Consider the following 21,684-nt stretch of genomic DNA (forward strand, 5'->3'; position numbering starts at 1 on the left):
GCCCAAGTCAATCATCGGGTTTTCTTCGCCAACTCCAAGCTCTAGCTTGGGAGTTATGACTCTCGACGACCTTCGCGTCTTCACCGCCGTATGCGAGGCGGGCAGCCTCAGCGCCGTCGCCCGTACGCTGACCTGCAGCCAGTCGGCCGTCAGCCAGCACGTCAAGCGGCTCGAACGCGAGCTGGGCCTGAGCCTTCTGGAGCGCCGGCCGCGCGGCGTCGCCCCCACCCACGCGGGCCGCGTCCTGTACGCGGCTGCCGCCGCCGGCATCGGCGGCATCGACCTGGCGCTGGCCGAGCTTCGCGATCTGCGGGACGGAGGCGGCGGCACCGTCCGGATCACCACCGGCGCGACCACCGTGCGGCACTTCATGTCGGACGCCGTGGTGGCCTTCCGGCAGCGCTTCCCCGAGGTCAGCCTGGAGTTCCAGACCGAGAACTCCAGCCGCAGCTGCTTCGACGCCCTCACCGCGAACGAGGCCGACCTCGCCTGGATCACCATCGGCGCCCCGATCCGCGGCACCGAACAGCGGCCGGTCATCGAACTCCCCTGGGTCCTCGTCGTCCGGGCCGACGATCCACTCGCGAGCCGCGGCACCCTCGGCCCCGCCGACCTGGCCGACATCCGGCACATCCAGCTCCCGGAGAACTCGACCTCCCGCCGCCACCTGGAGGACCACCTCTCCCGCCAGGGCATCCAGCTCACCTCGACCACCAGCGTCGCCGACTGGGACACCGCCATCCTCCTGGCCGAACTGGGCCTCGGCCACGCCCTCGTCCCCGCCCTCCCCGCCCTCGACCCCGCCGGCGGCATCCGCCTCCTCCCGGTCCCCGTCCTCCCGCCGCTCTCCGCCGGCTGGGCGGTCCGCCAGTGGGACGCCCTGAGTCCGCCGGCCCGCGAGTTCGCCGACGCGATCGCGGACAGCCTGGCGCACCGAGCGCCTGTCAGTCTGGATTGACAAAACTCTGCCTCAAACATGGATGCGGAAGAACTCGACGAACGACTCAGGTCGAACGACCCCGCCGTCGGCCTGCGCGCGGTGAGCGCCCTGCACCGGCTGGCCGAACAGGTCGAGACGGCCTCCGTGGCACTCGCCAGGGAGCAGGGCTGGTCCTGGGAACAGATCGGGGACGCCCTGGGCGTCTCACGGCAGTCCGTACACGCGAAATACGGAAAGTGAGGCCCGCACATGTTCAAGCAGTTCGCCACCGGCGCCCGTGACACCGTCACGTCGGCGCTCGAGGAGACCCGCCAGCGCGGCGACCGGCGGATCAGCACCGAGCACCTGTTCCTCGGGCTGCTCCATGACCCCGGCTCGGCGGCGACCCGGGCGCTCGGTGTGGACCTGACGGCCGCACGCGCCGCGCTGGGGGCACTGGACCAGGCAGCGCTCGCCGCGATCGGGATCGACGTACGCGGCATCGAACTGCCCGCCATTCCCGGTTCGCGCAAGCGCACCCCGTTCACCTCCGGCGCGCGGGCCGTCATCGAACGCGCCGTCAAGGAAACCGTCCGGACGCACAGCAAACGCACCACGCCCGAGCACATGCTGCTCGCCCTCCTGGACTGCGAACGGCCCGATCCGGCAGCCGAGTTGATGCGTACGCTGCGCATCGACCCGGCGGCCGTACGCGGCCGGCTCAGCGGCCCCGCTCAGCACCCCCGTTGACCTGCAACACCTGGGCGGTCACATGCGCCCCGCCCGGCGAGGCGAGCCAGTGCGCCAGCGAGGCCACGTCCTCCGGGACACCGACCCGGCCGTTGAGGGTCTGACCGACCAGGGTCTGCCGGCGCTCGTCGCTCATCCGGCCGCCGAAGAACTCGGTTTCGTCGACGAAGCCGGGCGCGACGACATTGACCGTGATCCCGCGCGGCCCCAGGTCGGCGGCCAGGTCGTACGCGTACGGGTGCAGGGCCGCCTTGGCCGCACCGTACGAGCCGGAGCCGCCGCCCCGGACGGCGGCGATCGAGCTGAGCAGCAGCACGCGGCCGCCGTCGGCCAGCAGCCCCCGCAGGGCCTCCGTCAGCAGGACGGCGGTCAGCACGTTGGCCCGGAAGTTCTCGGTCCACAGCTCCGCCGTGGTCAGGTCGCCGCCGCCGAGGACGACATTGCCGCCCGCGCTGTTGACCAGCACATCCACCCGTCCGTACCGCTCGGCCACCAGATCGCGGACCCGGGCCGCCTCCTGCTCGTCGGCGAGGTCGGCGGGCAGAGCCAGAGCGCCGGCGCCGAGCCGCTCGGCGGCGGCGTCCAGGACCTCCTCGCGGCGGCCGATCAGGACGACCTGGTCGCCGGTACGTACGAAAGTCTCCGCGACGGCGAGGCCGATGCCCGTACCGCCGCCGCTGATGACCACGATTCGCGACATCTCAAAAACTCCAATTCGGTAATGGAACCGTAAAGCGCGATCGATCGTTATCGAAGACATGACCGCTATGACCCCTGGCTCGAACGTCCCGCTCTCCGCCCCCCGCGTGGCCGTGGACGTTTCCGCGCCCGTCCGGCTGGATGTCTCGGGCCTGCTGATCGCCGCCGACGGCAAGGTGCGCTCGGACGACGACTTCGTCTTCTACAACCAGCCGAGTGGCCCGGGTGTGACGTACCAGTCCGATTCGATCATCGTCGACACGGTATCCGTCCCGGCGGCCATCGAAAAAGTGGTTATCACCGCAAGCCCCGACGCGGCCGGCGCCACCTTCGCGGGCATCGAACCGACAGCCACCATCCGCGACCCGGACAGCGGCACGGTCATCGCCACCTTCACCCCGCCCCAGCTCGGACCCGAGACCGCCCTCGTCGTCGTCGAGGTCTACCGTCGCGGCGGCGCCTGGAAGGCCCGCGCCGTCGGCCAGGGCTACGCCAACGGCCTGGCCGGCATCGCCACGGACTTCGGCGTGAGTGTCGACGAGCCGGCGGCCGCACCGCAAGCCCCGCCTCCCACCGGTCCCGCCGTCACGAACATCCCCCCGCCCCCGGCGGCGGCACCGGCACCGGCACCGGCACCGGCATCCAACGGCAAGATCAACCTCGACAAGGGCCGGGTCAACCTCAAGAAGAACCAGACCGTCTCCCTGGTCAAGGGCGGCAAGCCGCTGCTCTCCAGCGTGCGGATGGGCCTCGGCTGGGAGCCCGCCTTCCGCTCCAAGGACATCGACCTCGACGCCTCGGTCATCGCGTACGGCGCCGACCGCAACCACATCGCGTCCTGCTACTTCGGCAAGCTCAGCATCCTCAGCGGCGCCATCCAGCACTCCGGCGACAACCTCACCGGCGAAGGCGCCGGCGACGACGAGGCCATCACCGTCCACCTCGGCGGCCTCCCGCCCGAAGTCACCGGCCTCGTCTTCACCGTCAACTCCTTCTCCGGCCAGAAGTTCAACCAGGTCGCCAAGGCCTACTGCCGCCTCCTCGACGCCACCACCGGCGAAGAGCTCGTCCGCTTCGACCTCACCCAGGGCGAGCCCCGCACGGGCGTCATGATGGCCAAACTGATCAAGCAATTCTCCGGCGAATGGGAAATGACCGCCATGGGCGAATTCGCCGACTCCCGCACCGTAAAGGGCATGGTCAAACCCGCAGCGCAGGCCCTTTAACGGTCGGCCACCGGGCGCAAGCCGCCGAACTGACCGGAGGGGCCGGGGTCGGAGGGGGTGGGGTCCTGGACGCTCCGCATATTTGTGTGCGGCATGCCGGGTGAGCCAGCGGAGGGCCCGTCACGCACGTAAATATGTCGGTCGAGGACCTCACCCCCGCAGGCCCCGGACCCGGCCCACCGACACCTGCGAGCGCACCCGGCGCAGGCGGCGTGCCGCTAGCAGGGCTGCCGACGCCAAGGCCCCGTGATGGCGAGCATGATGCCGGGCTCCTGGATGTTGGCGAAGAGCGTCTTGCCGTCGGGCGAGAAGGTGACGCCGGTGAACTCGCTGTACGCCGGCGCATCGGCCGTGCCGATGTTGAGCTCGTTGCGGGCGATGGGATACGTGCGGCCGTCCCCGAGGGCACCGAAGAGGTGCTGGATGCCCTCGCCGTCCTCGGCGATGACGAGGCCGCCGTAGGGGGAGACGGTGATGTTGTCGGGGCCGTCGAAGGCGCCGTCGACGGAGGGATCGGGGTTCACCCCGAGCAACACCTTCAACGTCAGCGTGCGCCGCTTCGGGTCGTAGAACCACACGGCGCCGTCATGCGCCACCGGGCTCTCCGCGCGGGCGTAGGAGGAGACGATGTAGGCGCCGCCGTCGCCCCACCACATGCCTTCGAGCTTGCGGGCCCGGGTGATCTCACCGGCGGCGAACTGCTTGCGCGTGGAGACGGACTTCGCGTCGCGGTCCGGGACGTCGACCCAGTCGACCCCGTACACGGTACCGATCTTCGTGGCGCGGGAGAGGTCGTCGACGAACTGACCGCCGGAGTCGAAGCACTTGAAGGCCTGGAGCACGCCGGCGTCGTCGGCGAGGGTGCGGAGTCTGCCGCGGCCGTGCTTGAAGCCGGCCGGCGGGGTCCAGCGGTACAGGAGGCCGTTGGGGCCGGAGGCGTCCTCCGTGAGGTAGAGGTGACCGCGCTGGGGGTCGACGACGACGGCTTCGTGGGCGTAACGGCCGAGCGCCTTGACCGGCTTGGGGTCGCGGTTGGCCTTGCGGTCGTAGGGGTCGACCTCGAAGACATAGCCGTGGTCCTTGGTGAAGCCGTACGAGCCGGCCTTGTCCTCGGTCTCCTCGCAGGTGAGCCAGGTGCCCCAAGGGGTGCGTCCGCCCGCGCAGTTGGTGGCGGTGCCGGCCACCCCGACCCATTCGGCCACCCTTCCCCCGCCATGGGCGGCGCCGTGCCGTTCGACCTCGACGATGGTGACGCCGCCCGCCGCGCCCGGGTCGTAGACGAGGCCGTCAGCGAGCGGCACCGGGTGCGGCCAGTCGGCACGGGCGCCGCGCAGTTCGTGGTTGTTGGCGAGCAGCGTGGCGCCGCGGAGGCCCTCGAAGGTGGCGGTGCCGTCGTGGTTGGAGGGGGTGGACTCGCCGGACTCCAGGGTGGTGACGCCGGTCCGGGTGATGATCCGGTACGCGAAGCCCTTGGGGAGCGCGAGGATGCCCTCCGGGTCGGCGGCCAGCTCGCCGTAACCCAGCGTGCCGCTGTGCCGGGCGGTGCCGGCCGCCGACGCGGCTCCCGCGGAAGCAGCGGCGGGGGCGTCGGCGGCGAGCGCGCCGGGGGCGGTGGCGAGGACGTCCACCGTTCCGGCCAGCGCGATGCCGGCACCGGTGATGGCCGAACGCTTGGCGAAGTTCCTGCGGGTGAGCGGCATGGATTCTCTCCTGGTGGTCCACGCAAAGCGCGGGTCATGGGACGGTAAAATGCCGTGCGCCACACTCGCGCCCCATAACGAACGCCAGTTGAACTGAACCTGACGTTCCGCCACCCACTTCGCCGAAGTCGTGCGGCTTCCTCTACTGCCCCCCGGTCGCCGAGCGGGCCTTGAAGGCGGCCTTACGGGCTTCCTTGGCGACGGCCTTGTCGGGGTGGAGCCGGCCCATGGCCTCCAGGACGTCGGCCGTGGCAGGGTGGTCGACCCGCCAGGCGGCGGCGAAGAAGCTGTCGTGGCGGGCCACCAGGTCGGTGACGAGTTCGCGCAGCAGCTCGGGGTCGTCGTCGGCGTCGAGCTGGGCGGCGAGGGTGTCGATGGTGAGCCAGAAGACCATGTCCTGGTCCGGGGCCGGGACGTCGGCGGAACCGGTCTCGGTGAGCCAGACGCGGGCCAGGCCGCCGAGTTCGCGGTCGGCCAGGACCTCGCGGAGGGCGGGCTCGGCCTCGGCGCCGAGCAGGCTGAGGGTCTGCTGCGCGACCAGCCGCCGGCCGGGGGCGTCGCGGTCGTCGCCGCGTGCCGCCTGCAGCAGTTCACGGGCCGCGTCGGCGGGCTTGCGGGTGCTCAGCCACTGGTCGGCCTCGCTGCGGGCGGCCCGGTCGGGGTAGCCGAACAGTGCCTCCAGCAGTACGGACGCGGGCTGCTCGGCCAGTTCCCCGGCGGCCGGGGCGTGCATGCCCGCGTCGAGCATCCGGGCGCGTACGCCGTAGAGCCCGAGCGGGGTGAGCTGGACGATGCCGTAGCGGGAGACCTCGTCGGGGTCGATGTCCGGTGACTCCGGTGACTGGGCCTGCGCGGGGACGGCGGCCTCGTCGGCTTCGGCCTCCTCGATCAGGGCCTCGTCCAGCGGCCGGTACTCGATCAGCCCGGTCGGAACGAGCACCCGGAAGTGTTCGTCGAGGCGCATCATGACCTCGGTGACCTCTTCGAGGACGGCGTCGGTCGGGTCCTCCATCTCGTCGGGGACGACCATGGACGCGGCCAGCACCGGCAGCGGCACGGCCCCGCCCTCGTTGTCCTCGATGGCGCTGAAGAAGTAGAGGTTGGCGAGCGCCCCGTCGAGGAAGTCCGCCTCCTCCTCCGGGTCCCAGTCCAGGCCGCCGAGGTCGTCAGGGCCGCCTTCGCCGTCCGCGTCCGCGATGCCGTCGAGCAGGCCCTCCAGGTCGGGGGCGGCGGCCTCGGCGAGCGCGGTCTCCACGGCGGCCAGCCAGACCTCCAGCACCTCCCGCGGCGCACCGCCGTCGATCTGGCGCAGCGCGTCGCCGGGCACGGCCTGCCCGGCGGCGGCGTCCTCGAGGCCGTCGAACTCCTGCTCCGCCGACGCCGCCTCGTCGAGGTCGAGCTCGACCAGGCCCGAGTCCACCGCGACGCCCCAGGCCTGCGCGGTCTCCGCGACGCCGTCCGGCTCGCTGTCCAGCCCGAGTTCGGCGGCGGCGCGCTGTCGGTCCTCGGCGGTCAGCTCTCCCATGGCGTCCACCTGGACGTGCGGCGCGGCCCAGCGGGCCAGCCGTACGGCCCGATCCAGCAGCGGTGCGGCGAGCGCGAGCCGTGCCAGCTCGTCCTCGGGCAGCAGCCGTACCGGCGGCAGGTCGAGGCGGTCAGCGGCCATGGCGGGGTCTCCTATGGGGTGCGGGATGCAAGGACGCGAAACGGACGCGCGAGCGCGCGGACCCAGCGTAGTCCTGCGGAGGCTGTGATTCGCCGCGTGCTTTTCCGCCGCCCGTACGGGCGCGTGGGGTTCACCCTACGGGCGACCCTCGGTTACCCCGCCACTCCTTGACAACGCGATGCCCCGGAAAGGAAATTACGCGCGTAGAGCCGCACGCATGTCGCCCCTCGACCGCAGGCAGAAAACCTCACGGAGGCTCCGTTGACATCCCCCCGCCACAAGCACAGCCGGAAGAAGACCGTCGGCGTGGGCGCACTCGCCGCAGCCGCGGTCGCGGCCGGTCTGGTGGCCGTCCCCCAGCTGGCCTCGGCCAGCGAGGTGCGGATCCACGACATCCAGGGCACCACCCGGCTCTCGCCCTACGCCGGCCAGTCGGTCAGCTCCATACCCGGCATCGTCACGGGAGTGCGGACCTCCGGCACCAAGGGCTTCTGGATCCAGGACGACACCCCGGACGACAACCCCGCCACCAGCGAGGGCATCTTCGTCTTCACCAGTTCCGCCCCGACCGTCGCGGTCGGCGACTCGGTCCAGGTCTCCGGCACCGTCACCGAGTACTACCCGGGCGGCAAGACCGCCGGCGGCCAGTCCGTCACCGAGATCTCCAAGCCGACCGTCACCGTCGTCTCCTCCGGCAACGCGGTCCCCGCCCCGGTCGTGCTCACCACCAGGTCCGTGCCGGACGACTACACCCCACCGGGCGACCCCGCCGCCGACAACAGCATCGAGGGCCTGACCCTCCAGCCGAAGAAGTACGCCCTGGACTTCTACGAGTCCCTGGAGGGCATGAACGTCCGGGTCGCGGACACCCGCGTGGTCGGTGCCACCGACGCGTACGCAGAGCTGTGGGTCACCACCAAGCCCAAGCAGAACCCCACCAGGCGCGGCGGCACCGTCTACTCCTCGTACGAGGACCAGAACTCCGGCCGCCTGCAGATCCAGTCGCTGATCCCGGCCGCCACCCAGGCGTTCCCGACCGCCAATGTCGGCGACGTCCTCACCGGCGCCACCGAGGGCCCGCTGGACTTCAACCAGTTCGGCGGCTACACCCTGGCCGCCCGCACGCTCGGCACGCTCCAGGACAAGGGCCTGACCGCGGAGACCACCCGCAAGCAGAAGAGCCGCGAACTGGCCATCGCCACGTACAACGTGGAGAACCTCGACCCGTCCGACAGCGACGCCAAGTTCGCGCGGCTGGCCGAGGGCGTCGTCGACAACCTGGCGTCGCCCGACATCGTGGCCCTGGAGGAGATCCAGGACAACAACGGCGCCACCGACGACGGCACGGTCGCCGCCGACAAGACCGTCCAGAAGTTCATCGACGCGATCGTCGCGGCCGGCGGCCCCAGCTACGACTGGCGGTCCATCGACCCCACCAACGACACCGACGGCGGCGAGCCCGGCGGCAACATCCGGCAGGTCTTCCTCTTCAACCCCGAGCGGGTCTCCTTCACCGACCGCGCGGGCGGCGACGCTTCGACCGCCGTGGGCGTCCAGAAGATCGGCGGCAAGGCCGCGCTGACCGCCTCCCCGGGTCGTATCGCCCCCGCCGACGAGGCGTGGACCACCAGCCGCAAGCCGCTCGTGGGCGAATTCTCCTTCCGCGGAAAGCCGGTCGTGGTAGTCGCCAACCACTTCGACTCCAAGGGCGGCGACTACGCCCTGACCAGCCGCTACCAGCCGGTCCCGCGCAGCTCCGAGGTGCAGCGGATCAAGCAGGCCACGCTGGTCAACGCCTTCGTCAAGGAGGTGCAGGCGGTCCAGAAGGACGCGGACGTCGTCGTCCTCGGCGACATCAACGACTCCGAGTTCTCCCCCGCCGGCAAGACCCTGACCGCCGGCCACGCGCTCAAGGACCTGTACTTCTCGCTGAAGCCCAGCGAGCGCTACTCATACGTCTACCAGGGCAATTCCCAGGTGCTCGACCACATCCTGGTCAGCCCGTCCCTCGGGGATCCCGACTACGACGTGGTTCACGTCAACGCCGAGTTCGCCGACCAGGCCTCCGACCACGACCCCCAGGTCGTGCGCCTCAGGCCGTAGTGCGCCTCACGCCCCCGGGCCCGTTTGGCCCGGGGGCCCGGGGGCAGACGGGCCTCCATGGCAGCAGTATCGGTACTCCGGGGGAAAATTCCGCTTTTCGTCCCTGCCCTGATCCTTTTCGCGGGCGGCATCCGGGGTCTCGACCGCGGCTCCATGTGGCAGGACGAGGCGACCACCGCTGTCATCGCCAGCCGGTCCCTCCCCCAGCTCTGGCACACCCTCGGGAGCGTCGACGCCGTCCACGGCGCCTATTACGTCCTGGTGCACGAGCTGATCGTCGTCCTCGGCGGGGCCGTCCCGCTCGAAGTCCTCATCCGGATCCCCTCCCTGCTCGCCGCCGCCGCCGCGGCGGCCGGTGTCGCCGCCGTCGCCCGCGCCGCCTGGTCCCCGGCCGCCGGGCTGCTGTCCGGCTCGGTCTTCGCGGTTCTGCCCGTCGTGAGCCGGTACGCCCAGGAGGGCCGCTCGTACGCCCTGGTCGCGGCGGCCGTGATCTGGGGGACGTACTTTCTCGTACGCGGCCGTTGGGTCGGCTATGCCATCGCGCTGGCCGTGGCCTGCCTGCTCAACCTCTTCGCCGTCTTCGTCGTCCCGGCCCACGCCGTGGCGCTCCTGCTCGGCCGCGCCGGCGCCCCCGCGTTCCGCCGCTGGGCCCTGGCCGTACTCGCCGGCCTCACCCCCGCCGTCCCGGTCGCCTGGGTCGCCGCCCACCAGACCGCCCAGGTCTCCTGGCTCACCCGCCCCGGCTGGCCCGACGTCCGCGCCCTTCTGACCGGTTGGGCGGGCGGCACGCTCCCGCTCGCGGCCCTGGGTGTGCTCTGCGCGGCGGGCGTGGCGGTCGGGCTGGCGGGGCTGCTTCCCCGGCGGCGCCCCTTTCTGAGCCCGGAGGAAGGGCCGCCGGCCCGGCAGTTGTTGCTCGCGGGCGCCGGCGGACCGCAGCGGGCCTGGCCGGTCGGAGGTTCCGGGGCCGGCGGTCCGGGGGCGCGGGACGCGGGGTTCGCCGGATTCGGGAAGCGCCCGGACGAGGGGACCGCGCTGGTCCCGCTGCCCGCGTTGGCGCTCGCGGTGGCCGTGCTGCCCCCGGCGGCGCTGCTGGCCGTGTCCCAGTTCCACCCGCTGTACCAGGACCGCTACGTCCTCTACGCCACCGCCGGCCTCGCCTGGCTGGCCGGCGCCGCCCTCGCCGCCCTCCGTAAGGGCGCGGTCGTGGTCGCCGCCGCCCTCGTCATCGCGCTGGGCGCCTTCACCTTGCCCGCCCAGCAGCAGGTGCGCCAGGTGAGCAGCCGCGCCGACGACCCGGCCGCCGCCGCCCGTGTCGTGGCAGACGGTGCGCGCAAGGGCGACGCGGTCATCTTCCTGCCCTCGGTGCGCAGGCTGGTCGCCGAGGCGTACCCGGAGTGCTTCAGCGGGGTCAGGGACGTCGCCCTCATGAGCTCGGGCGCGCAGTCCGGCACGCTCGCCGGGCGCGAGATCAAGGCCGGGCAGGTCGCCGGGGCCCTCAAGGGCGTCGACCGGGTGTGGGTGGTGAGCCGCTCGTATGCCCGCTCCGCCGACCTCACCGCCCCCACCGACCGCGCGAAGCGCCACGAGTTGCGGAAGCAGTTCACGCAGACCCGGATCACCCGGGTCCTGGGCTACGCGGTGCGGCTCTACGTCCGGAAGACGTAGAGCCGACCTTTTCCGTACCGTTTGCCTCAGTTGTGGCTGTGCAGCACCTCGTTCAGGCCACCCCACGAACCGGAGCGCGGCAGCACCTCGACCGTGCCGGTCGTGGAGTTGCGGCGGAAGAGCAGGTTGTCCACGCCGGACAGTTCAAGTGCCTTGACGATCTTGCCGTCGGGCAGGGTGACCCGCGTACCGGCCGTGACGTACAGACCGGCCTCGACGACACAGTCGTCGCCGAGTGCGATGCCGATGCCCGCCTCGGCGCCGAGCAGGCAGCGCTCGCCGATGGAGACGATCTGCTTGCCGCCGCCCGACAGCGTGCCCATGATCGACGCGCCGCCGCCGATGTCGGAGCCGTCACCGACCACGACACCCGCGCTGATGCGGCCCTCGACCATGGAGGTGCCGAGCGTGCCGGCGTTGAAGTTGACGAAGCCCTCGTGCATGACCGTGGTGCCGGCGGCGAGGTGCGCGCCGAGCCGGACCCGGTCGGCGTCGGCGATACGGACGCCCGCGGGGGCCACGTAATCCGTCATGCGGGGGAACTTGTCGACACTGGTGACCTGCAGGTGCAGCCCCTCCGCGCGGGCGTTGAGCCGCACCGCCTCGAGCCGGTCGACGGCCACCGGACCGAGCGAGGTCCAGGCGACGTTGGCCAGCAGGCCGAAGATGCCGTCCAGGCTCTGGCCGTGCGGCTTGACCAGGCGGTGGCTGAGCAGGTGCAGGCGGAGGTACACGTCGTGCGTGTCCAGCGGCTTGTCGTCGAGCGATGCGATGACCGTCCGTACGGCGATCACCTCGACCCCGCGCCGCGCGTCCGGGCCCAGCGCCTTCGGGGCGGCCTCGCCGAGCAGTTCGGCCGCCTGCTCGGCCGTCAGCCGCTCGGTGCCGGCCGGGCCGGGCGCCTCGGCGAGCGCGGGCGCGGGGAACCAGGTGTCGAGAACGGTGCCGTCGGCGGCGACAGTCGCCAGGCCTGCGGCGACGGCACCGGTGGCGCGGGTAGCGGTCGTTTCAGTCATGTATCGAACGCTATCCGCTCACCCCGGCGTGTGCCCAACCCGCCCGCGATACGGAACCGCCGCCGGCCCGGAGCGGCCCGGGCCTCAGCCCTGGCTGACCGCTGTGACGGCTCCCTGCTCCGCCACCGCCGGCCGGAACGCCGGCAGCCGGTGCGCCGCCAGGACCGTGGCCCCGGCGATCGCCACCAGCCCGGCGCACAGCGGCCACAGCAGGCCGGGCGCCGCCTGGTAGAGCGCACCGCCGAGCGGCGCGGCGAGGACGACGCCGCTGATGGAGGCGCCGGCGTAGAGACTCTGGAAGCGGCCCTGCAGGTGGTCGGGCGCGTTGTCGGCGACGTAGGCGGTCGACGGCGACTTGTAGAGGATGTCGCCGAGGGTGAGCAGCGCCATCATCACGATCGCCGTCGCGATGTGGCCGCCGATGATCAGTGCCGCGTAACCGGCCCCGAGCAGCACGATGCCCCCGCCGATGACGAGCAGGGGCGCACGCTGCCGTAGGGCCACGGTGACGGGCAGCTCCAGACAGATGACCAGGCCGCCGTTGATGGCGATGAGCGCGCCGTAGACGCCGGTTCCGATGCCGTGGTCGGAGAGGAAGACGGGGAGGGTGGAGTACTGCTGCCGGTAGACGGTGTCGGCGATGAGCACCGCGACCAGGACGACGAGCACGGCCGGGCGGGACCGTACGGCGGTCCACAGGCCGGGGGTGTCCGGGGTCACGGCCTCCGCCTTGTGCCGCCGGTCGCCGTTGGCCGGCAGGATCAGCGCGGCCCAGCCGGCGAAGAAGAGCATGCCGGCGCCGTCGGCGACGAAGAGCCAGCCGTACGAGAACTGGGCGGCGATCAGCGCGCCCAGCGGCGGGCCGACGGTGACACCGGCGTTGGCGAAGAAGCGCAGCAGCGCGAAGCCCTGGCGCCGCGATCCCTCGGGCACCGAGAAGGCGATGAGCGCCGAGTTCGAGGCGCGGGTGATGCCGGTGCCGAACTGGCAGACGGGGAAGAGCAGCAGCAGCGCCGGGGTCGGCAGGACCGGCAGTGCGGCCAGCCCGACCCCTGCCACGGTGAAGCCGACGATGAGGGTGCGCCGATGTCCGAAGCGGTCACCGAACCAGCCGCCGGTGAAGTTGCCGACGACCATGCCGACACCGCCGATGCCCGCGATGAGGCCCGCCTCCGCGGTGCTGAGCCCTCGCGGTCCGGTCAGGTAGACGAAGAGATAGACGAAGGTGAAGCTGACGGCCGCGACGACGAACATGCCCGCCGCCAGCAGCCACACCACCCTCGGTATGTCCTTCATCGCCTGTTTCATGCCCACTCCTGAATTCGATTCCCCACCAGAATCGATCATTTGCGGGGTTGATTGCCGGACGCAGCTATGGACGGATCAGGTCGCGACCGGTATCGGCCAACGCAAGATCATCGAATCAGCCGGGCGAACATCACACGGGCCTGCTCGCGATCGAATTCACGGCCGGTGAGCAGCACTTGCAGACACAGCCCGTCGGCCAGCGCCGCCAGCGCCCGCGCGGTGTCGCGGTCGGTCCGGCGGGCGATGACCTCCGTCATCAGATCCACCCACTCCGCCGCGATCGGCCGCACCGCCTCCCGGCGCAGCGCCGCCAGGTACAGCTCGTACTCCAACTCGGTGCGGACCCGGTCCCGGGTGACCATCTCGTCCACCAGCCGCGCCAGTTCGGTCGCCAGGTCGGTCTCCGGGTCGGCGAGCTCCTTCCGCGCGTCGAGGTCCCGCTTGCAGGCCTCGTTGGCCTGATGGAGGGCGGCGACCAGCAGGTCGTCCAGGCTCGCGAAGTGGTACGTCGTCGAGCCGAGCGGCACATCGGCCTCGGCGGCGACCGCCCGATGACTCAGCCCCGCGATGCCCCGCTCACCGACCACCCGGATCGCGGCGTCGATGATCCGCTGGCCGCGCTCGGGGTCGTACCGCCGGGCCATCAGTGCGCACCGCCCAGGTTGAGGACGACCACTCCGGCGATCACCAGAGCGAGACCTATCAGCTTGGCGGCATTGGCCGACTCACCGAGGAAGACCATGCCGATGGCCGCGATCGCGGCAGTCCCGGCGGCCGACCAGATGGCATAGGCGGTGCCGACCGACATGGTCTTCAGCGTCTGCGCCAGCAGCAGGAAGGCGATGAGGTACCCCGTCGCGGTACCCAGGGAAGGCCAGAGCCGGCTGAAGCCGTCGCTGTACTTCATGGCGGTGGTGCCGAGGACTTCGGCGAGGATCGCGCCTCCGAGCATCAGATAGACCATGCGTACAAGTGTACACATGGATGCGTACGGCCGTACACATAAGCGGGCCGGGAAAGCGACGAGGCCCCCGGCGCGATGCCGGGGGCCTCGATCGGTGTCCACGCCTCAGACGTTGAAGCCGAGCGCGCGGAGCTGCTCGCGACCGTCGTCGGTGATCTTGTCGGGGCCCCACGGGGGCATCCAGACCCAGTTGATCTTGAGGTCGTTGACCAGGCCCTCGGTGGCGGACTTGGCCTGGTCCTCGATGACGTCGGTGAGGGGACAGGCCGCCGAGGTGAGGGTCATGTCCAGGGTGGCGACATTGGAGTCGTCGATGTGGATGCCGTAGATCAGGCCCAGGTTGACGACGTCGATGCCCAGCTCGGGGTCGACGACGTCGTAGAGGGCCTCGCGGACCTCTTCCTCGCTGGCCGGCTTGGTGGTCACGGTGTCTACGTTGTCGCTCATGCGGTCTCCTTCTCGGACAGCGCCTGTGCGGTCGCGTCCTTCCACGCCATCCAGCTCAGCAGCGCGCACTTCACGCGCGCCGGGTACTTGGAGACACCGGCGAACGCCACGGCGTCCTCCAGCACCTCCTCCATCGCGTCGTCCGGCTCGACCTTGCCCTTGGACTGCATCAGCTCCAGGAAGGTCTCCTGGATCTTCTGCGCCTCCGGGTACTCCTTGCCGACGAGCAGCTCGTTGAGGACCGAGGCGCTGGCCTGGCTGATGGAGCAGCCCTGGCCCTCGTACGAGATGTCCGCGATACGCGAGCCGTCGAGCTTGACGCGGAGGGTCACCTCGTCGCCGCACGTCGGGTTGACGTGGTGCACCTCGGCGTCGCCGTCGCGCAGGCCACGCCCGTGCGGGTGCTTGTAGTGATCCAGGATCACTTCCTGGTACATCGAGTCAAGCTTCACGAGCAGCCTCTCACCCGAAGAAGTTCCGTACGTGCTCCAACCCGTCGATCAAGGCGTCGACCTCACCGGGTGTGGAGTACAGATAGAAGGACGCTCGCGTGGTCGCGGGAATTCCGTACCGCAGGCAGACCGGCCGCGCGCAGTGGTGGCCGACCCGGACCGCGATGCCCTGCTCGTCGAGGACCTGGCCCACGTCGTGCGGGTGGATGTCGCCGAGCGTGAAGGAGATCGCGGCGCCGCGGTCCTCGGCCGTGGTGGGGCCGATGATGCTGAGGTCGGGGACCTCCTGGAGCCGCTTGAGGGCGTACTCGGTGATCGCGTGCTCATGGGCGGCGATGCGGTCCATGCCGATGGCGGTCAGGTAGTCCACGGCCGCGCCGAGGCCGACGGCCTGGGCGATCGGGGGCGTACCGGCCTCGAACTTGTGCGGCGCGGGAGCGTAGGTCGAGGAGTGCATCGACACGGTCTCGATCATCTCGCCGCCGCCGAGGAACGGCGGAAGGTCCTCCAGCAGCTCCTGGCGGCCCCACAGCACACCGATGCCGGTCGGGCCGCACATCTTGTGGCCGGTGAAGGCCACGAAGTCCGCGCCGAGCGCCTGGACGTCCAGAACCATGTGCGGGGCGGCCTGCGAGGCGTCGATCAGGACCAGCGCGCCGACGTCCTGGGCGCGGCGGACGATCGCCTCGACCGGGTTGACGGTACCGAGGATGTTGGAGACCAGGACGAAGGAGACGATCTTCGTCTTCTCGGTGATGACCTGCTCGATGTTCGACAGGTCGAGCCTGCCGTCGTCGGTCAGGCCGAACCACTTCAGCTTCGCGCCGGTGCGCTGCGAGAGCAGCTGCCACGGCACGATGTTGGAGTGGTGCTCCATCTCCGTGATGACGACCTCGGTCTCACGGTCCACCCGGTAGGGCTCGTCGGCGAAGCCCAGCATGTTGGCGACGAGGTTCAGCGACTCGGAGGCGTTCTTGGTGAATATCACCTCGTCGCGGCTCGGCGCGTTGATGAAGGCCGCGACCTTGTCCCGCGCACCTTCGTACAGCGCCGTGGCCTCCTCGGCGAGCGTGTGCACACCGCGGTGGACGTTGGCGTTGTGCTGCTCGTAGTACGAGTTCAGCACATCGAGCACCTGCTGCGGCTTCTGCGAAGTCGCCGCGTTGTCCAGGTAGACGAGCTTCTTCCCGTCGTGGATCACACGATCCAGCAGAGGGAAGTCCTTGCGGATCGTCTCGGTGTCGAGCAGGCCCGGCAGCTGCAGTTGTGTCACGCGGACGCGCCACCCTTCACGTATGACTCGTAGCCCTCGTTCTCCAGCTTGTCCGCGAGCTCCGGGCCGCCGGACTCGACGATCCGGCCGGCCGAGAACACGTGGACGTGGTCGGGCTTGATGTAGCGCAGGATGCGCGTGTAGTGGGTGATCAGCAGGGTGCCGACCTCGCCGCTCTCGGCGACCCGGTTGACGCCCTCGGAGACGACGCGGAGCGCGTCCACGTCGAGGCCGGAGTCGGTCTCGTCGAGGATCGCGATCTTCGGCTTGAGCAGCTCCAGCTGGAGGATCTCGTGCCGCTTCTTCTCGCCGCCGGAGAAGCCCTCGTTGACGTTGCGCTCGGCGAAGGCGGGGTCGATCTGGAGGCGCTGCATGGCCTCCTTGACCTCCTTCACCCAGGTGCGCAGCTTGGGGGCCTCGCCGCGGATGGCGGTCGCCGAGGTGCGCAGGAAGTTGGAGACCGAGACACCCGGGACCTCGACCGGGTACTGCATGGCCAGGAAGACACCGGCCCGCGCGCGCTCGTCGACGGTCATGTCGAGGACGTTCTCACCGTCGAGGGTGACGGTGCCGCCGGTGACCGTGTACTTGGGGTGCCCGGCCAGCGAGTACGCGAGCGTGGACTTGCCGGAGCCGTTGGGGCCCATGATGGCGTGGGTCTCGCCCTGCTTCACGGTCAGGTCGACACCGCGCAGGATCTCGCGGGGGCCGCCCTCGGCCTCGACGGACACGTGCAGGTCGTGGATCTCAAGCGTTGCCATGTGTGCCTCAGGACTCCTGGGTGACGGAGACGAGCACATCGTCCCCTTCGATCTTTACGGGGTATACGGGGACCGGCCGCGTCGCGGGCAGCCCGGACGGCTTACCGGTCCGGAGGTCGAACGAGGACCCGTGCAGCCAGCACTCGATCTGGCAGTCCTCCACCTCGCCCTCGGACAGCGAGACGTTCGCGTGCGAGCAGATGTCGTTGATCGCGAACACCTCGCCCTCGGTGCGGACCACCGACACCGGCACACCGGCGAGCTCGACGCGCTTGGGTGTGTCGTCTTCCAGCTCGCTCAGCGCGCAGGCGCGGATGAATCCGTTGGCCGTGGTCATCAGACGGACGCCTCCAGCTCGGCGTCGATCTTCGCCATCAGCCGCTCCTCCAGCTCCGGCAGGCCGATCTGCTGGATGAGCTCACCGAAGAAGCCGCGGACGACCAGCCGGCGGGCCTCGCCCTCCGGGATGCCGCGGGCCATCAGGTAGAAGAGCTGCTCGTCGTCGAAGCGGCCGGTCGCCGAGGCGTGGCCGGCGCCGACGATCTCGCCGGTCTCGATCTCCAGGTTCGGGACCGAGTCGACCCGCGCGCCGTCGGTGAGGACGAGGTTGCGGTTGAGCTCGTACGTGTCGGTGCCCTCGGCCTCGGCACGGATGAGCACGTCGCCGATCCACACCGCGTGGGCGTCCTGGCCCTGCAGCGCGCCCTTGTAGGCGACGTTGCTGCGGCAGTGCGGGGTGTCGTGGTCGATGAAGAGCCGGTGCTCCTGGTGCTGACCCTTGTCGGTGAAGTACAGGCCGTACAGGTCGGCCTCACCGCCGGGGGCGCCGTAGATCACCCGGGGGCTGAGCCGGACCAGGTCGCCGCCGAAGGTGACGATCACGGACTTGAAGCTCGCGTCACGGCCGACCAGCGCGGTGTGCTGGGCGACATGCACGGCCTTGTCGTCCCAGTCCTGGACCGAGACGACGGTCAGCTTGGCGCCGTCGCCGATCAGGTACTCGACGTTGGCGGCGAGCACCGCGTCGCCGGTGTGGTCGATGACCACGACGGCCTCGGCGAAGGCGCCGAGTTCGATGACCTGGTGGCCGTAGGCGGTGCCGCCCTCGCCGTGGACGGCGATCCGTACCGGCTCGGTGAGCACCGTGTCCTTGGGGACGGAGACCACCGAGGCCTTCTCGAAGGAGCTGTACGCCTGCGCCGCGATCCGGTCGACCGGCTTGCCGGCCTTGCCGAGGCGGGCGTCGTCGCGGCCCACGGTCTCGACGGTGACGCCCTGGGGGGCGCTCACCTCGACCTTGAGGCCCCCCTCCGCGACGGCGGTGCCGTCGTGGAGGCCGCGCAGCCGCTCGATCGGAGTGAACCGCCACTCCTCCTCGCGGCCGTGCGGCACCGGGAAGTCGGCCACGTCGTAGGACGCGGGCGCGCTGACCCGGGCGTCGCGGGGGTGGCCGACCTGGATGGCCCCTTCGGTGGTGGCACCGGCAGGACTACCGGCAGCAACAGTTTCAGCCATGGCTGTCGTACGGCTCTCTTTCTCGGTTTCGTCTGGTGGGCGGCGGGATGGGCGCGCCGGCGTCAGCCGACGGCGCCTTCCATCTGCAGCTCGATCAGCCGGTTGAGCTCCAGCGCGTACTCCATCGGCAGTTCCTTGGCGATCGGCTCGACGAAGCCGCGCACGATCATCGCCATCGCCTCGAACTCGGTCATGCCCCGGCTCATCAGGTAGAAGAGCTGGTCGTCGCTGACCTTGGAGACGGTCGCCTCGTGACCCATGGACACGTCGTCCTCGCGGACGTCCACGTACGGGTAGGTGTCCGAGCGGGAGATCGTGTCGACCAGGAGCGCGTCGCAGAGCACGTTGGACTTGGAGCCCTCGGCGCCCTCGCCGATCTCGATCAGACCGCGGTACGAGGTGCGGCCGCCGCCTCGCGCCACCGACTTGGAGACGATGTTGGACGAGGTGTTCGGGGCCATGTGGACCATCTTGGCGCCGGCGTCCTGGTGCTGGCCCTCGCCGGCGAAGGCGATGGACAGGGTCTCGCCCTTGGCGTGCTCGCCCATCAGGTAGACGGCCGGGTACTTCATGGTGACCTTGGAGCCGATGTTGCCGTCGACCCACTCCATGGTCGCGCCCTCGTAGGCCACGGCGCGCTTGGTGACCAGGTTGTAGACGTTGTTCGACCAGTTCTGGATCGTCGTGTAGCGGCAGCGGCCGCCCTTCTTCACGATGATCTCGACGACGGCGCTGTGCAGCGAGTCCGACTTGTAGATCGGGGCGGTGCAGCCCTCGACGTAGTGGACGTAGGCGTCCTCGTCGACGATGATCAGCGTCCGCTCGAACTGGCCCATGTTCTCGGTGTTGATCCGGAAGTAGGCCTGGAGCGGGATCTCGACGTGCACGCCCTTCGGCACGTAGATGAAGGAGCCGCCAGACCACACGGCCGAGTTCAGCGAGGCGAACTTGTTGTCGCCGACCGGGATGACGGTGCCGAAGTACTCCTGGAAGAGCTCCGGGTGCGTCTTCAGCGCGGTGTCGGTGTCCAGGAAGATGACGCCCTGCTCCTCCAGGTCCTCGCGGATCTGGTGGTAGACGACCTCCGACTCGTACTGGGCGGCGACACCGGCGACGAGGCGCTGCTTCTCGGCCTCCGGGATGCCCAGCTTGTCGTAGGTGTTCTTGATGTCCTCGGGCAGGTCCTCCCAGGACTCGGCCTGCTTCTCGGTGGAGCGGACGAAGTACTTGATGTTGTCGAAGTCGATGCCGGAGAGGTCGGAGCCCCAGGTCGGCATGGGCTTCTTGCCGAACAGGCGAAGACCCTTGAGCCGCAGCTTCAGCATCCACTCCGGCTCGTTCTTCTTCGCCGAGATGTCGCGGACGACGTCTTCGGACAGGCCCCGCTTGGCAGCGGCACCGGCCACGTCTGAGTCGGCCCAGCCGTACTCGTAGGTGCCCAGGCCCTCGAGCTCCGGGTGAGTGGTCTCGGTGGGAGCAGTCATGCGGGGTTCCTCCCGGCAGTGCTGTCGGATGCGGTGGTGGTATGTGCTTGCGGAACAAAGGTCGTGCAGACCCCGTCGCCGTGGGCGATGGTGGCCAGTCGTTGTACATGCGTGCCGAGCAGGCTGGAGAAGACCTCGGCCTCCGCCTCGCACAGCTGCGGGAACTGCTCGGCGATGTGCGCCACCGGGCAGTGGTGCTGGCAGAGCTGCTCACCGGCCGGCTCTCGCGCCTGGCCGACGACGGCCGGCGCACTGCGCGTTGTTGCAGCGTACCCGTCCCGGCTCAGGGCCTTCGCGAGAGCCTGCGTACGCTCCTGGGGCGCCGCGGCCTCGATATCGGCCCGGTAGCGCTCGGCCTGGGTCGCGACCCGGGCCCTGGCGAAGGCCGTAACGGCGGCGGCGCCGGTCTCCCCGCCTCCGGCGGCCTGGGCGATCCAGCGCAGCGCGTCGGCGGCGAGCTGGTCGTAGGCCTGGTCGAAGGCGTCCCGGCCGCAGTCGGTGAGCACGAAGACCTTCGCCGGACGACCCCGGGTACGGGCCCCGTAGACCCGCTTCTCGCGGGCTTCCACGACGTCCTCGGCGACGAGTGCGTCCAGGTGGCGGCGGACCGCGGCCTGCGTGAGGCCGAGCCGCTCGGCCAGGTCGGCGGCGGTGGACGGGCCATGGTCCAGGATGGATCGGGCGACCCGGTTGCGGGTGCTCCGCTCCCCGGTCGTCTGCTCCTCCTGAGCCTCGCCCGCGTATTTCACAATGCCAGTGTTGCGTAATTCCTCAGGGACTGGCAAGCGACCACCTCAGCGACCGACGGTGGGCTGCGTCACTTAGGCATGCCTAAGGATGACCTGCGCGAATGATCAATTCAGCTGCGTCGTCGAGTAGCACCCGGCATACTCCACCCATGCCAGAAGACCCCGGACCAGGCCCCCTGTGCACCCGTGGGTCGCTCGCGGCCGACCTCCGCCGGCTCGGCGTACGCGAGGGCCGGACCCTGCTCGTTCACTCCTCGCTGAGCTCTCTCGGATGGGTGTGCGGCGGCGCCGTGGCCGTCGTTCAAGCGCTGCTCGACTCGCTGGGCCGCACGGGCACCCTGGTGGTGCCCACGCACACCGGCGGCAACTCCGATCCGGCGGACTGGAGGCACCCACCGGTGCCCGAGGAGTGGTGGCCGCACATCCGCGCGTCGATGCCCGCGTACGACCCGCACATCACGCCGTCGCGGGGCGTCGGCATCGTCCCCGAGACCGTACGGACCTGGCCCGGCGCGGTCCGCAGCGCCCACCCCCAGACCTCCTTCGCCGCGATCGGCCCGCGCGCCGCGGAGATCACGCAGGGCCACGCGACCGACTGCGCCCTCGGCGAGCGCAGCCCCCTGGCCCGACTGGAGGAGGTGGGCGCGACCGTGCTGCTCCTCGGCGCCGGATTCGACTCCTGCACCGCCTTCCACCTGGCGGAATACCGGATCCCCGGCCCCGAGGCCGACCGTTCCTTCGCCCTGATGACGGCTGCCGGCCGCCGGTGGACCACGGTCCGGGAGACGTCGTTCACCGAGGAGCGCTTCGACGAACTCGGCGCCGCCTTCGAAGCGCACCACCCCGTCGTCCGCGGAACGGTGGGCGCGGCGACCGCACGGCTGTTCCCGCTGGCCGAGGCGGTGGCGTACGCCGAGGGCTGGCTGGCCGAGCACCGGCCACGCAGCCCTGCCGCCGAGGGTGTCCCCGGCGCTTCGTAGACTGCCC

Annotated in this window: 22 protein-coding genes; 7 read left to right on the forward strand and 15 right to left on the reverse strand. The window is 70.6% G+C overall.

The annotated features are described in order from the left end of the window. Positions 1–55 precede the first annotated feature (55 nt). The 3 genes from ACFXJ5_RS23050 to ACFXJ5_RS23060 are packed head-to-tail and all read left to right on the forward strand — an operon-like array spanning position 56 to position 1,669. A complete protein-coding gene (locus tag ACFXJ5_RS23050; protein WP_384634045.1) occupies positions 56–958 on the forward strand; it encodes a LysR family transcriptional regulator in 903 nt (300 codons plus the stop codon). 18 nt (positions 959–976) lie between these two features. Beyond that, a complete protein-coding gene (locus tag ACFXJ5_RS23055; protein ID WP_384634047.1) occupies positions 977–1,180 on the forward strand; it encodes a helix-turn-helix domain-containing protein in 204 nt (67 codons plus the stop codon). A 9-nt stretch (positions 1,181–1,189) separates the two neighbouring features. Further along, positions 1,190–1,669, forward strand: a complete 480-nt coding sequence (locus tag ACFXJ5_RS23060) for a Clp protease N-terminal domain-containing protein (protein WP_384634049.1) — start codon at positions 1,190–1,192, stop codon at positions 1,667–1,669. Here ACFXJ5_RS23060 and ACFXJ5_RS23065 read toward each other — a convergent pair. Next, the gene (locus tag ACFXJ5_RS23065) at positions 1,641–2,369 is read right to left on the reverse strand and encodes an SDR family NAD(P)-dependent oxidoreductase (protein ID WP_384634051.1); all 729 of its coding nucleotides are present in this window, start codon (positions 2,367–2,369) and stop codon (positions 1,641–1,643) included. The two genes, ACFXJ5_RS23060 and ACFXJ5_RS23065, sit on opposite strands and share 29 nt — an antisense overlap. 58 nt (positions 2,370–2,427) lie before the next feature. On the opposite strand from ACFXJ5_RS23065, the gene ACFXJ5_RS23070 reads away from it, so the two are divergent. Next, the gene (locus ACFXJ5_RS23070; protein WP_384634054.1) at positions 2,428–3,594 is read left to right on the forward strand and encodes a TerD family protein; all 1,167 of its coding nucleotides are present in this window, start codon (positions 2,428–2,430) and stop codon (positions 3,592–3,594) included. 218 nt (positions 3,595–3,812) lie between these two features. Here the strand turns inward: ACFXJ5_RS23070 and ACFXJ5_RS23075 are convergent, their stop codons facing one another. Together ACFXJ5_RS23075 and ACFXJ5_RS23080 are read right to left on the reverse strand one after the other, a co-directional pair. Beyond that, positions 3,813–5,294, reverse strand: coding sequence for an alkaline phosphatase PhoX (locus ACFXJ5_RS23075; RefSeq protein ID WP_384634056.1), 1,482 nt, complete (start codon positions 5,292–5,294; stop codon positions 3,813–3,815). Between the two features lie 142 nt (positions 5,295–5,436). Next, positions 5,437–6,960, reverse strand: a complete 1,524-nt coding sequence (locus ACFXJ5_RS23080; protein ID WP_384634058.1) for a hypothetical protein — start codon at positions 6,958–6,960, stop codon at positions 5,437–5,439. Between the two features lie 261 nt (positions 6,961–7,221). Here ACFXJ5_RS23080 and ACFXJ5_RS23085 point away from each other — a divergent pair, with 261 nt between their 5' ends. Both ACFXJ5_RS23085 and ACFXJ5_RS23090 read left to right on the forward strand, forming a co-directional pair. Beyond that, complete coding sequence (locus tag ACFXJ5_RS23085) at positions 7,222–9,063, forward strand: endonuclease/exonuclease/phosphatase family protein (RefSeq protein ID WP_384634061.1); 1,842 nt, start codon at positions 7,222–7,224, stop codon at positions 9,061–9,063. 57 nt (positions 9,064–9,120) lie between these two features. Beyond that, entirely contained in the window at positions 9,121–10,728 is a 1,608-nt protein-coding gene (locus ACFXJ5_RS23090) for a hypothetical protein (RefSeq protein ID WP_384634064.1), read from the forward strand. Positions 10,729–10,754: 26 nt separating this feature from the next. Here ACFXJ5_RS23090 and dapD read toward each other — a convergent pair whose 3' ends face one another. The 12 genes from dapD to ACFXJ5_RS23150 all read right to left on the reverse strand — a co-directional run bounded on the left by dapD (position 10,755) and on the right by ACFXJ5_RS23150 (position 20,697). Next, positions 10,755–11,744 carry a 2,3,4,5-tetrahydropyridine-2,6-dicarboxylate N-succinyltransferase gene (gene dapD / locus ACFXJ5_RS23095; protein ID WP_384634067.1) on the reverse strand — a complete coding sequence of 330 codons (990 nt, stop codon included), beginning with the start codon at positions 11,742–11,744 and terminating at the stop codon, positions 10,755–10,757. Between the two features lie 84 nt (positions 11,745–11,828). Beyond that, positions 11,829–13,052 carry an MFS transporter gene (locus ACFXJ5_RS23100; protein WP_384634070.1) on the reverse strand — a complete coding sequence of 408 codons (1,224 nt, stop codon included), beginning with the start codon at positions 13,050–13,052 and terminating at the stop codon, positions 11,829–11,831. Between the two features lie 107 nt (positions 13,053–13,159). Beyond that, positions 13,160–13,696, reverse strand: a complete 537-nt coding sequence (locus ACFXJ5_RS23105) for a TetR/AcrR family transcriptional regulator (RefSeq protein WP_384634073.1) — start codon at positions 13,694–13,696, stop codon at positions 13,160–13,162. Beyond that, on the reverse strand, positions 13,696–14,016 hold the full coding sequence (locus ACFXJ5_RS23110) for a DMT family transporter (RefSeq protein ID WP_127358168.1): 321 nt from the start codon (positions 14,014–14,016) through the stop codon (positions 13,696–13,698). The genes ACFXJ5_RS23105 and ACFXJ5_RS23110 overlap by 1 nt, the downstream gene beginning before the upstream one ends. A 105-nt stretch (positions 14,017–14,121) precedes the next feature. Then, on the reverse strand, positions 14,122–14,463 hold the full coding sequence (locus ACFXJ5_RS23115) for a metal-sulfur cluster assembly factor (protein WP_127358167.1): 342 nt from the start codon (positions 14,461–14,463) through the stop codon (positions 14,122–14,124). Beyond that, the gene (gene sufU / locus ACFXJ5_RS23120) at positions 14,460–14,915 is read right to left on the reverse strand and encodes a Fe-S cluster assembly sulfur transfer protein SufU (RefSeq protein ID WP_384634077.1); all 456 of its coding nucleotides are present in this window, start codon (positions 14,913–14,915) and stop codon (positions 14,460–14,462) included. Before sufU ends, ACFXJ5_RS23115 begins: the two co-directional genes overlap by 4 nt. A gap of 10 nt (positions 14,916–14,925) precedes the next feature. Continuing rightward, entirely contained in the window at positions 14,926–16,179 is a 1,254-nt protein-coding gene (locus ACFXJ5_RS23125; protein WP_384634128.1) for a cysteine desulfurase, read from the reverse strand. A gap of 5 nt (positions 16,180–16,184) precedes the next feature. Further along, positions 16,185–16,949 carry a Fe-S cluster assembly ATPase SufC gene (gene sufC, locus ACFXJ5_RS23130; RefSeq protein WP_384634079.1) on the reverse strand — a complete coding sequence of 255 codons (765 nt, stop codon included), beginning with the start codon at positions 16,947–16,949 and terminating at the stop codon, positions 16,185–16,187. Between the two features lie 7 nt (positions 16,950–16,956). Next, positions 16,957–17,286 (reverse strand): bifunctional 3-phenylpropionate/cinnamic acid dioxygenase ferredoxin subunit, encoded by a 330-nt coding sequence (locus tag ACFXJ5_RS23135; RefSeq protein WP_384634081.1) that lies wholly within the window; start codon positions 17,284–17,286, stop codon positions 16,957–16,959. Continuing rightward, complete coding sequence (sufD, locus tag ACFXJ5_RS23140) at positions 17,286–18,464, reverse strand: Fe-S cluster assembly protein SufD (protein WP_384634084.1); 1,179 nt, start codon at positions 18,462–18,464, stop codon at positions 17,286–17,288. Before sufD ends, ACFXJ5_RS23135 begins: the two co-directional genes overlap by 1 nt. Before the next feature lie 62 nt (positions 18,465–18,526). Then, the gene (sufB, locus tag ACFXJ5_RS23145; protein ID WP_384634086.1) at positions 18,527–19,948 is read right to left on the reverse strand and encodes a Fe-S cluster assembly protein SufB; all 1,422 of its coding nucleotides are present in this window, start codon (positions 19,946–19,948) and stop codon (positions 18,527–18,529) included. Further along, positions 19,945–20,697, reverse strand: a complete 753-nt coding sequence (locus tag ACFXJ5_RS23150) for a helix-turn-helix transcriptional regulator (RefSeq protein ID WP_384634089.1) — start codon at positions 20,695–20,697, stop codon at positions 19,945–19,947. Before ACFXJ5_RS23150 ends, sufB begins: the two co-directional genes overlap by 4 nt. A gap of 149 nt (positions 20,698–20,846) precedes the next feature. On the opposite strand from ACFXJ5_RS23150, the gene ACFXJ5_RS23155 reads away from it, so the two are divergent. Then, positions 20,847–21,677, forward strand: a complete 831-nt coding sequence (locus tag ACFXJ5_RS23155; protein ID WP_384634092.1) for an aminoglycoside N(3)-acetyltransferase — start codon at positions 20,847–20,849, stop codon at positions 21,675–21,677. Positions 21,678–21,684: the final 7 nt, after the last annotated feature.

This window comes from Streptomyces sp. NPDC059373 (assembly GCF_042751495.1).
Taxonomy (GTDB): Bacteria; Actinomycetota; Actinomycetes; order Streptomycetales; family Streptomycetaceae; genus Actinacidiphila.

What these genes read in the sequence shown, in the direction of transcription:
- ACFXJ5_RS23050 (WP_384634045.1), top strand. Translation starts at nt 56, where the DNA reads ATGACTCTCGACGACCTTCGCGTCTTCACCGCCGTATGCGAGGCGGGC.
- ACFXJ5_RS23055 (WP_384634047.1), top strand. Translation starts at nt 977, where the DNA reads ATGGATGCGGAAGAACTCGACGAACGACTCAGGTCGAACGACCCCGCC.
- ACFXJ5_RS23060 (WP_384634049.1), top strand. Translation starts at nt 1,190, where the DNA reads ATGTTCAAGCAGTTCGCCACCGGCGCCCGTGACACCGTCACGTCGGCG.
- ACFXJ5_RS23065 (WP_384634051.1), bottom strand. Translation starts at nt 2,369, where the DNA reads ATGTCGCGAATCGTGGTCATCAGCGGCGGCGGTACGGGCATCGGCCTC.
- ACFXJ5_RS23070 (WP_384634054.1), top strand. Translation starts at nt 2,428, where the DNA reads ATGACCGCTATGACCCCTGGCTCGAACGTCCCGCTCTCCGCCCCCCGC.
- ACFXJ5_RS23075 (WP_384634056.1), bottom strand. Translation starts at nt 5,294, where the DNA reads ATGCCGCTCACCCGCAGGAACTTCGCCAAGCGTTCGGCCATCACCGGT.
- ACFXJ5_RS23080 (WP_384634058.1), bottom strand. Translation starts at nt 6,960, where the DNA reads ATGGCCGCTGACCGCCTCGACCTGCCGCCGGTACGGCTGCTGCCCGAG.
- ACFXJ5_RS23090 (WP_384634064.1), top strand. Translation starts at nt 9,121, where the DNA reads ATGGCAGCAGTATCGGTACTCCGGGGGAAAATTCCGCTTTTCGTCCCT.
- dapD (WP_384634067.1), bottom strand. Translation starts at nt 11,744, where the DNA reads ATGACTGAAACGACCGCTACCCGCGCCACCGGTGCCGTCGCCGCAGGC.
- ACFXJ5_RS23100 (WP_384634070.1), bottom strand. Translation starts at nt 13,052, where the DNA reads ATGAAACAGGCGATGAAGGACATACCGAGGGTGGTGTGGCTGCTGGCG.
- ACFXJ5_RS23105 (WP_384634073.1), bottom strand. Translation starts at nt 13,696, where the DNA reads ATGGCCCGGCGGTACGACCCCGAGCGCGGCCAGCGGATCATCGACGCC.
- ACFXJ5_RS23110 (WP_127358168.1), bottom strand. Translation starts at nt 14,016, where the DNA reads ATGGTCTATCTGATGCTCGGAGGCGCGATCCTCGCCGAAGTCCTCGGC.
- ACFXJ5_RS23115 (WP_127358167.1), bottom strand. Translation starts at nt 14,463, where the DNA reads ATGAGCGACAACGTAGACACCGTGACCACCAAGCCGGCCAGCGAGGAA.
- sufC (WP_384634079.1), bottom strand. Translation starts at nt 16,949, where the DNA reads ATGGCAACGCTTGAGATCCACGACCTGCACGTGTCCGTCGAGGCCGAG.
- ACFXJ5_RS23135 (WP_384634081.1), bottom strand. Translation starts at nt 17,286, where the DNA reads ATGACCACGGCCAACGGATTCATCCGCGCCTGCGCGCTGAGCGAGCTG.
- sufD (WP_384634084.1), bottom strand. Translation starts at nt 18,464, where the DNA reads ATGGCTGAAACTGTTGCTGCCGGTAGTCCTGCCGGTGCCACCACCGAA.
- sufB (WP_384634086.1), bottom strand. Translation starts at nt 19,948, where the DNA reads ATGACTGCTCCCACCGAGACCACTCACCCGGAGCTCGAGGGCCTGGGC.
- ACFXJ5_RS23155 (WP_384634092.1), top strand. Translation starts at nt 20,847, where the DNA reads ATGCCAGAAGACCCCGGACCAGGCCCCCTGTGCACCCGTGGGTCGCTC.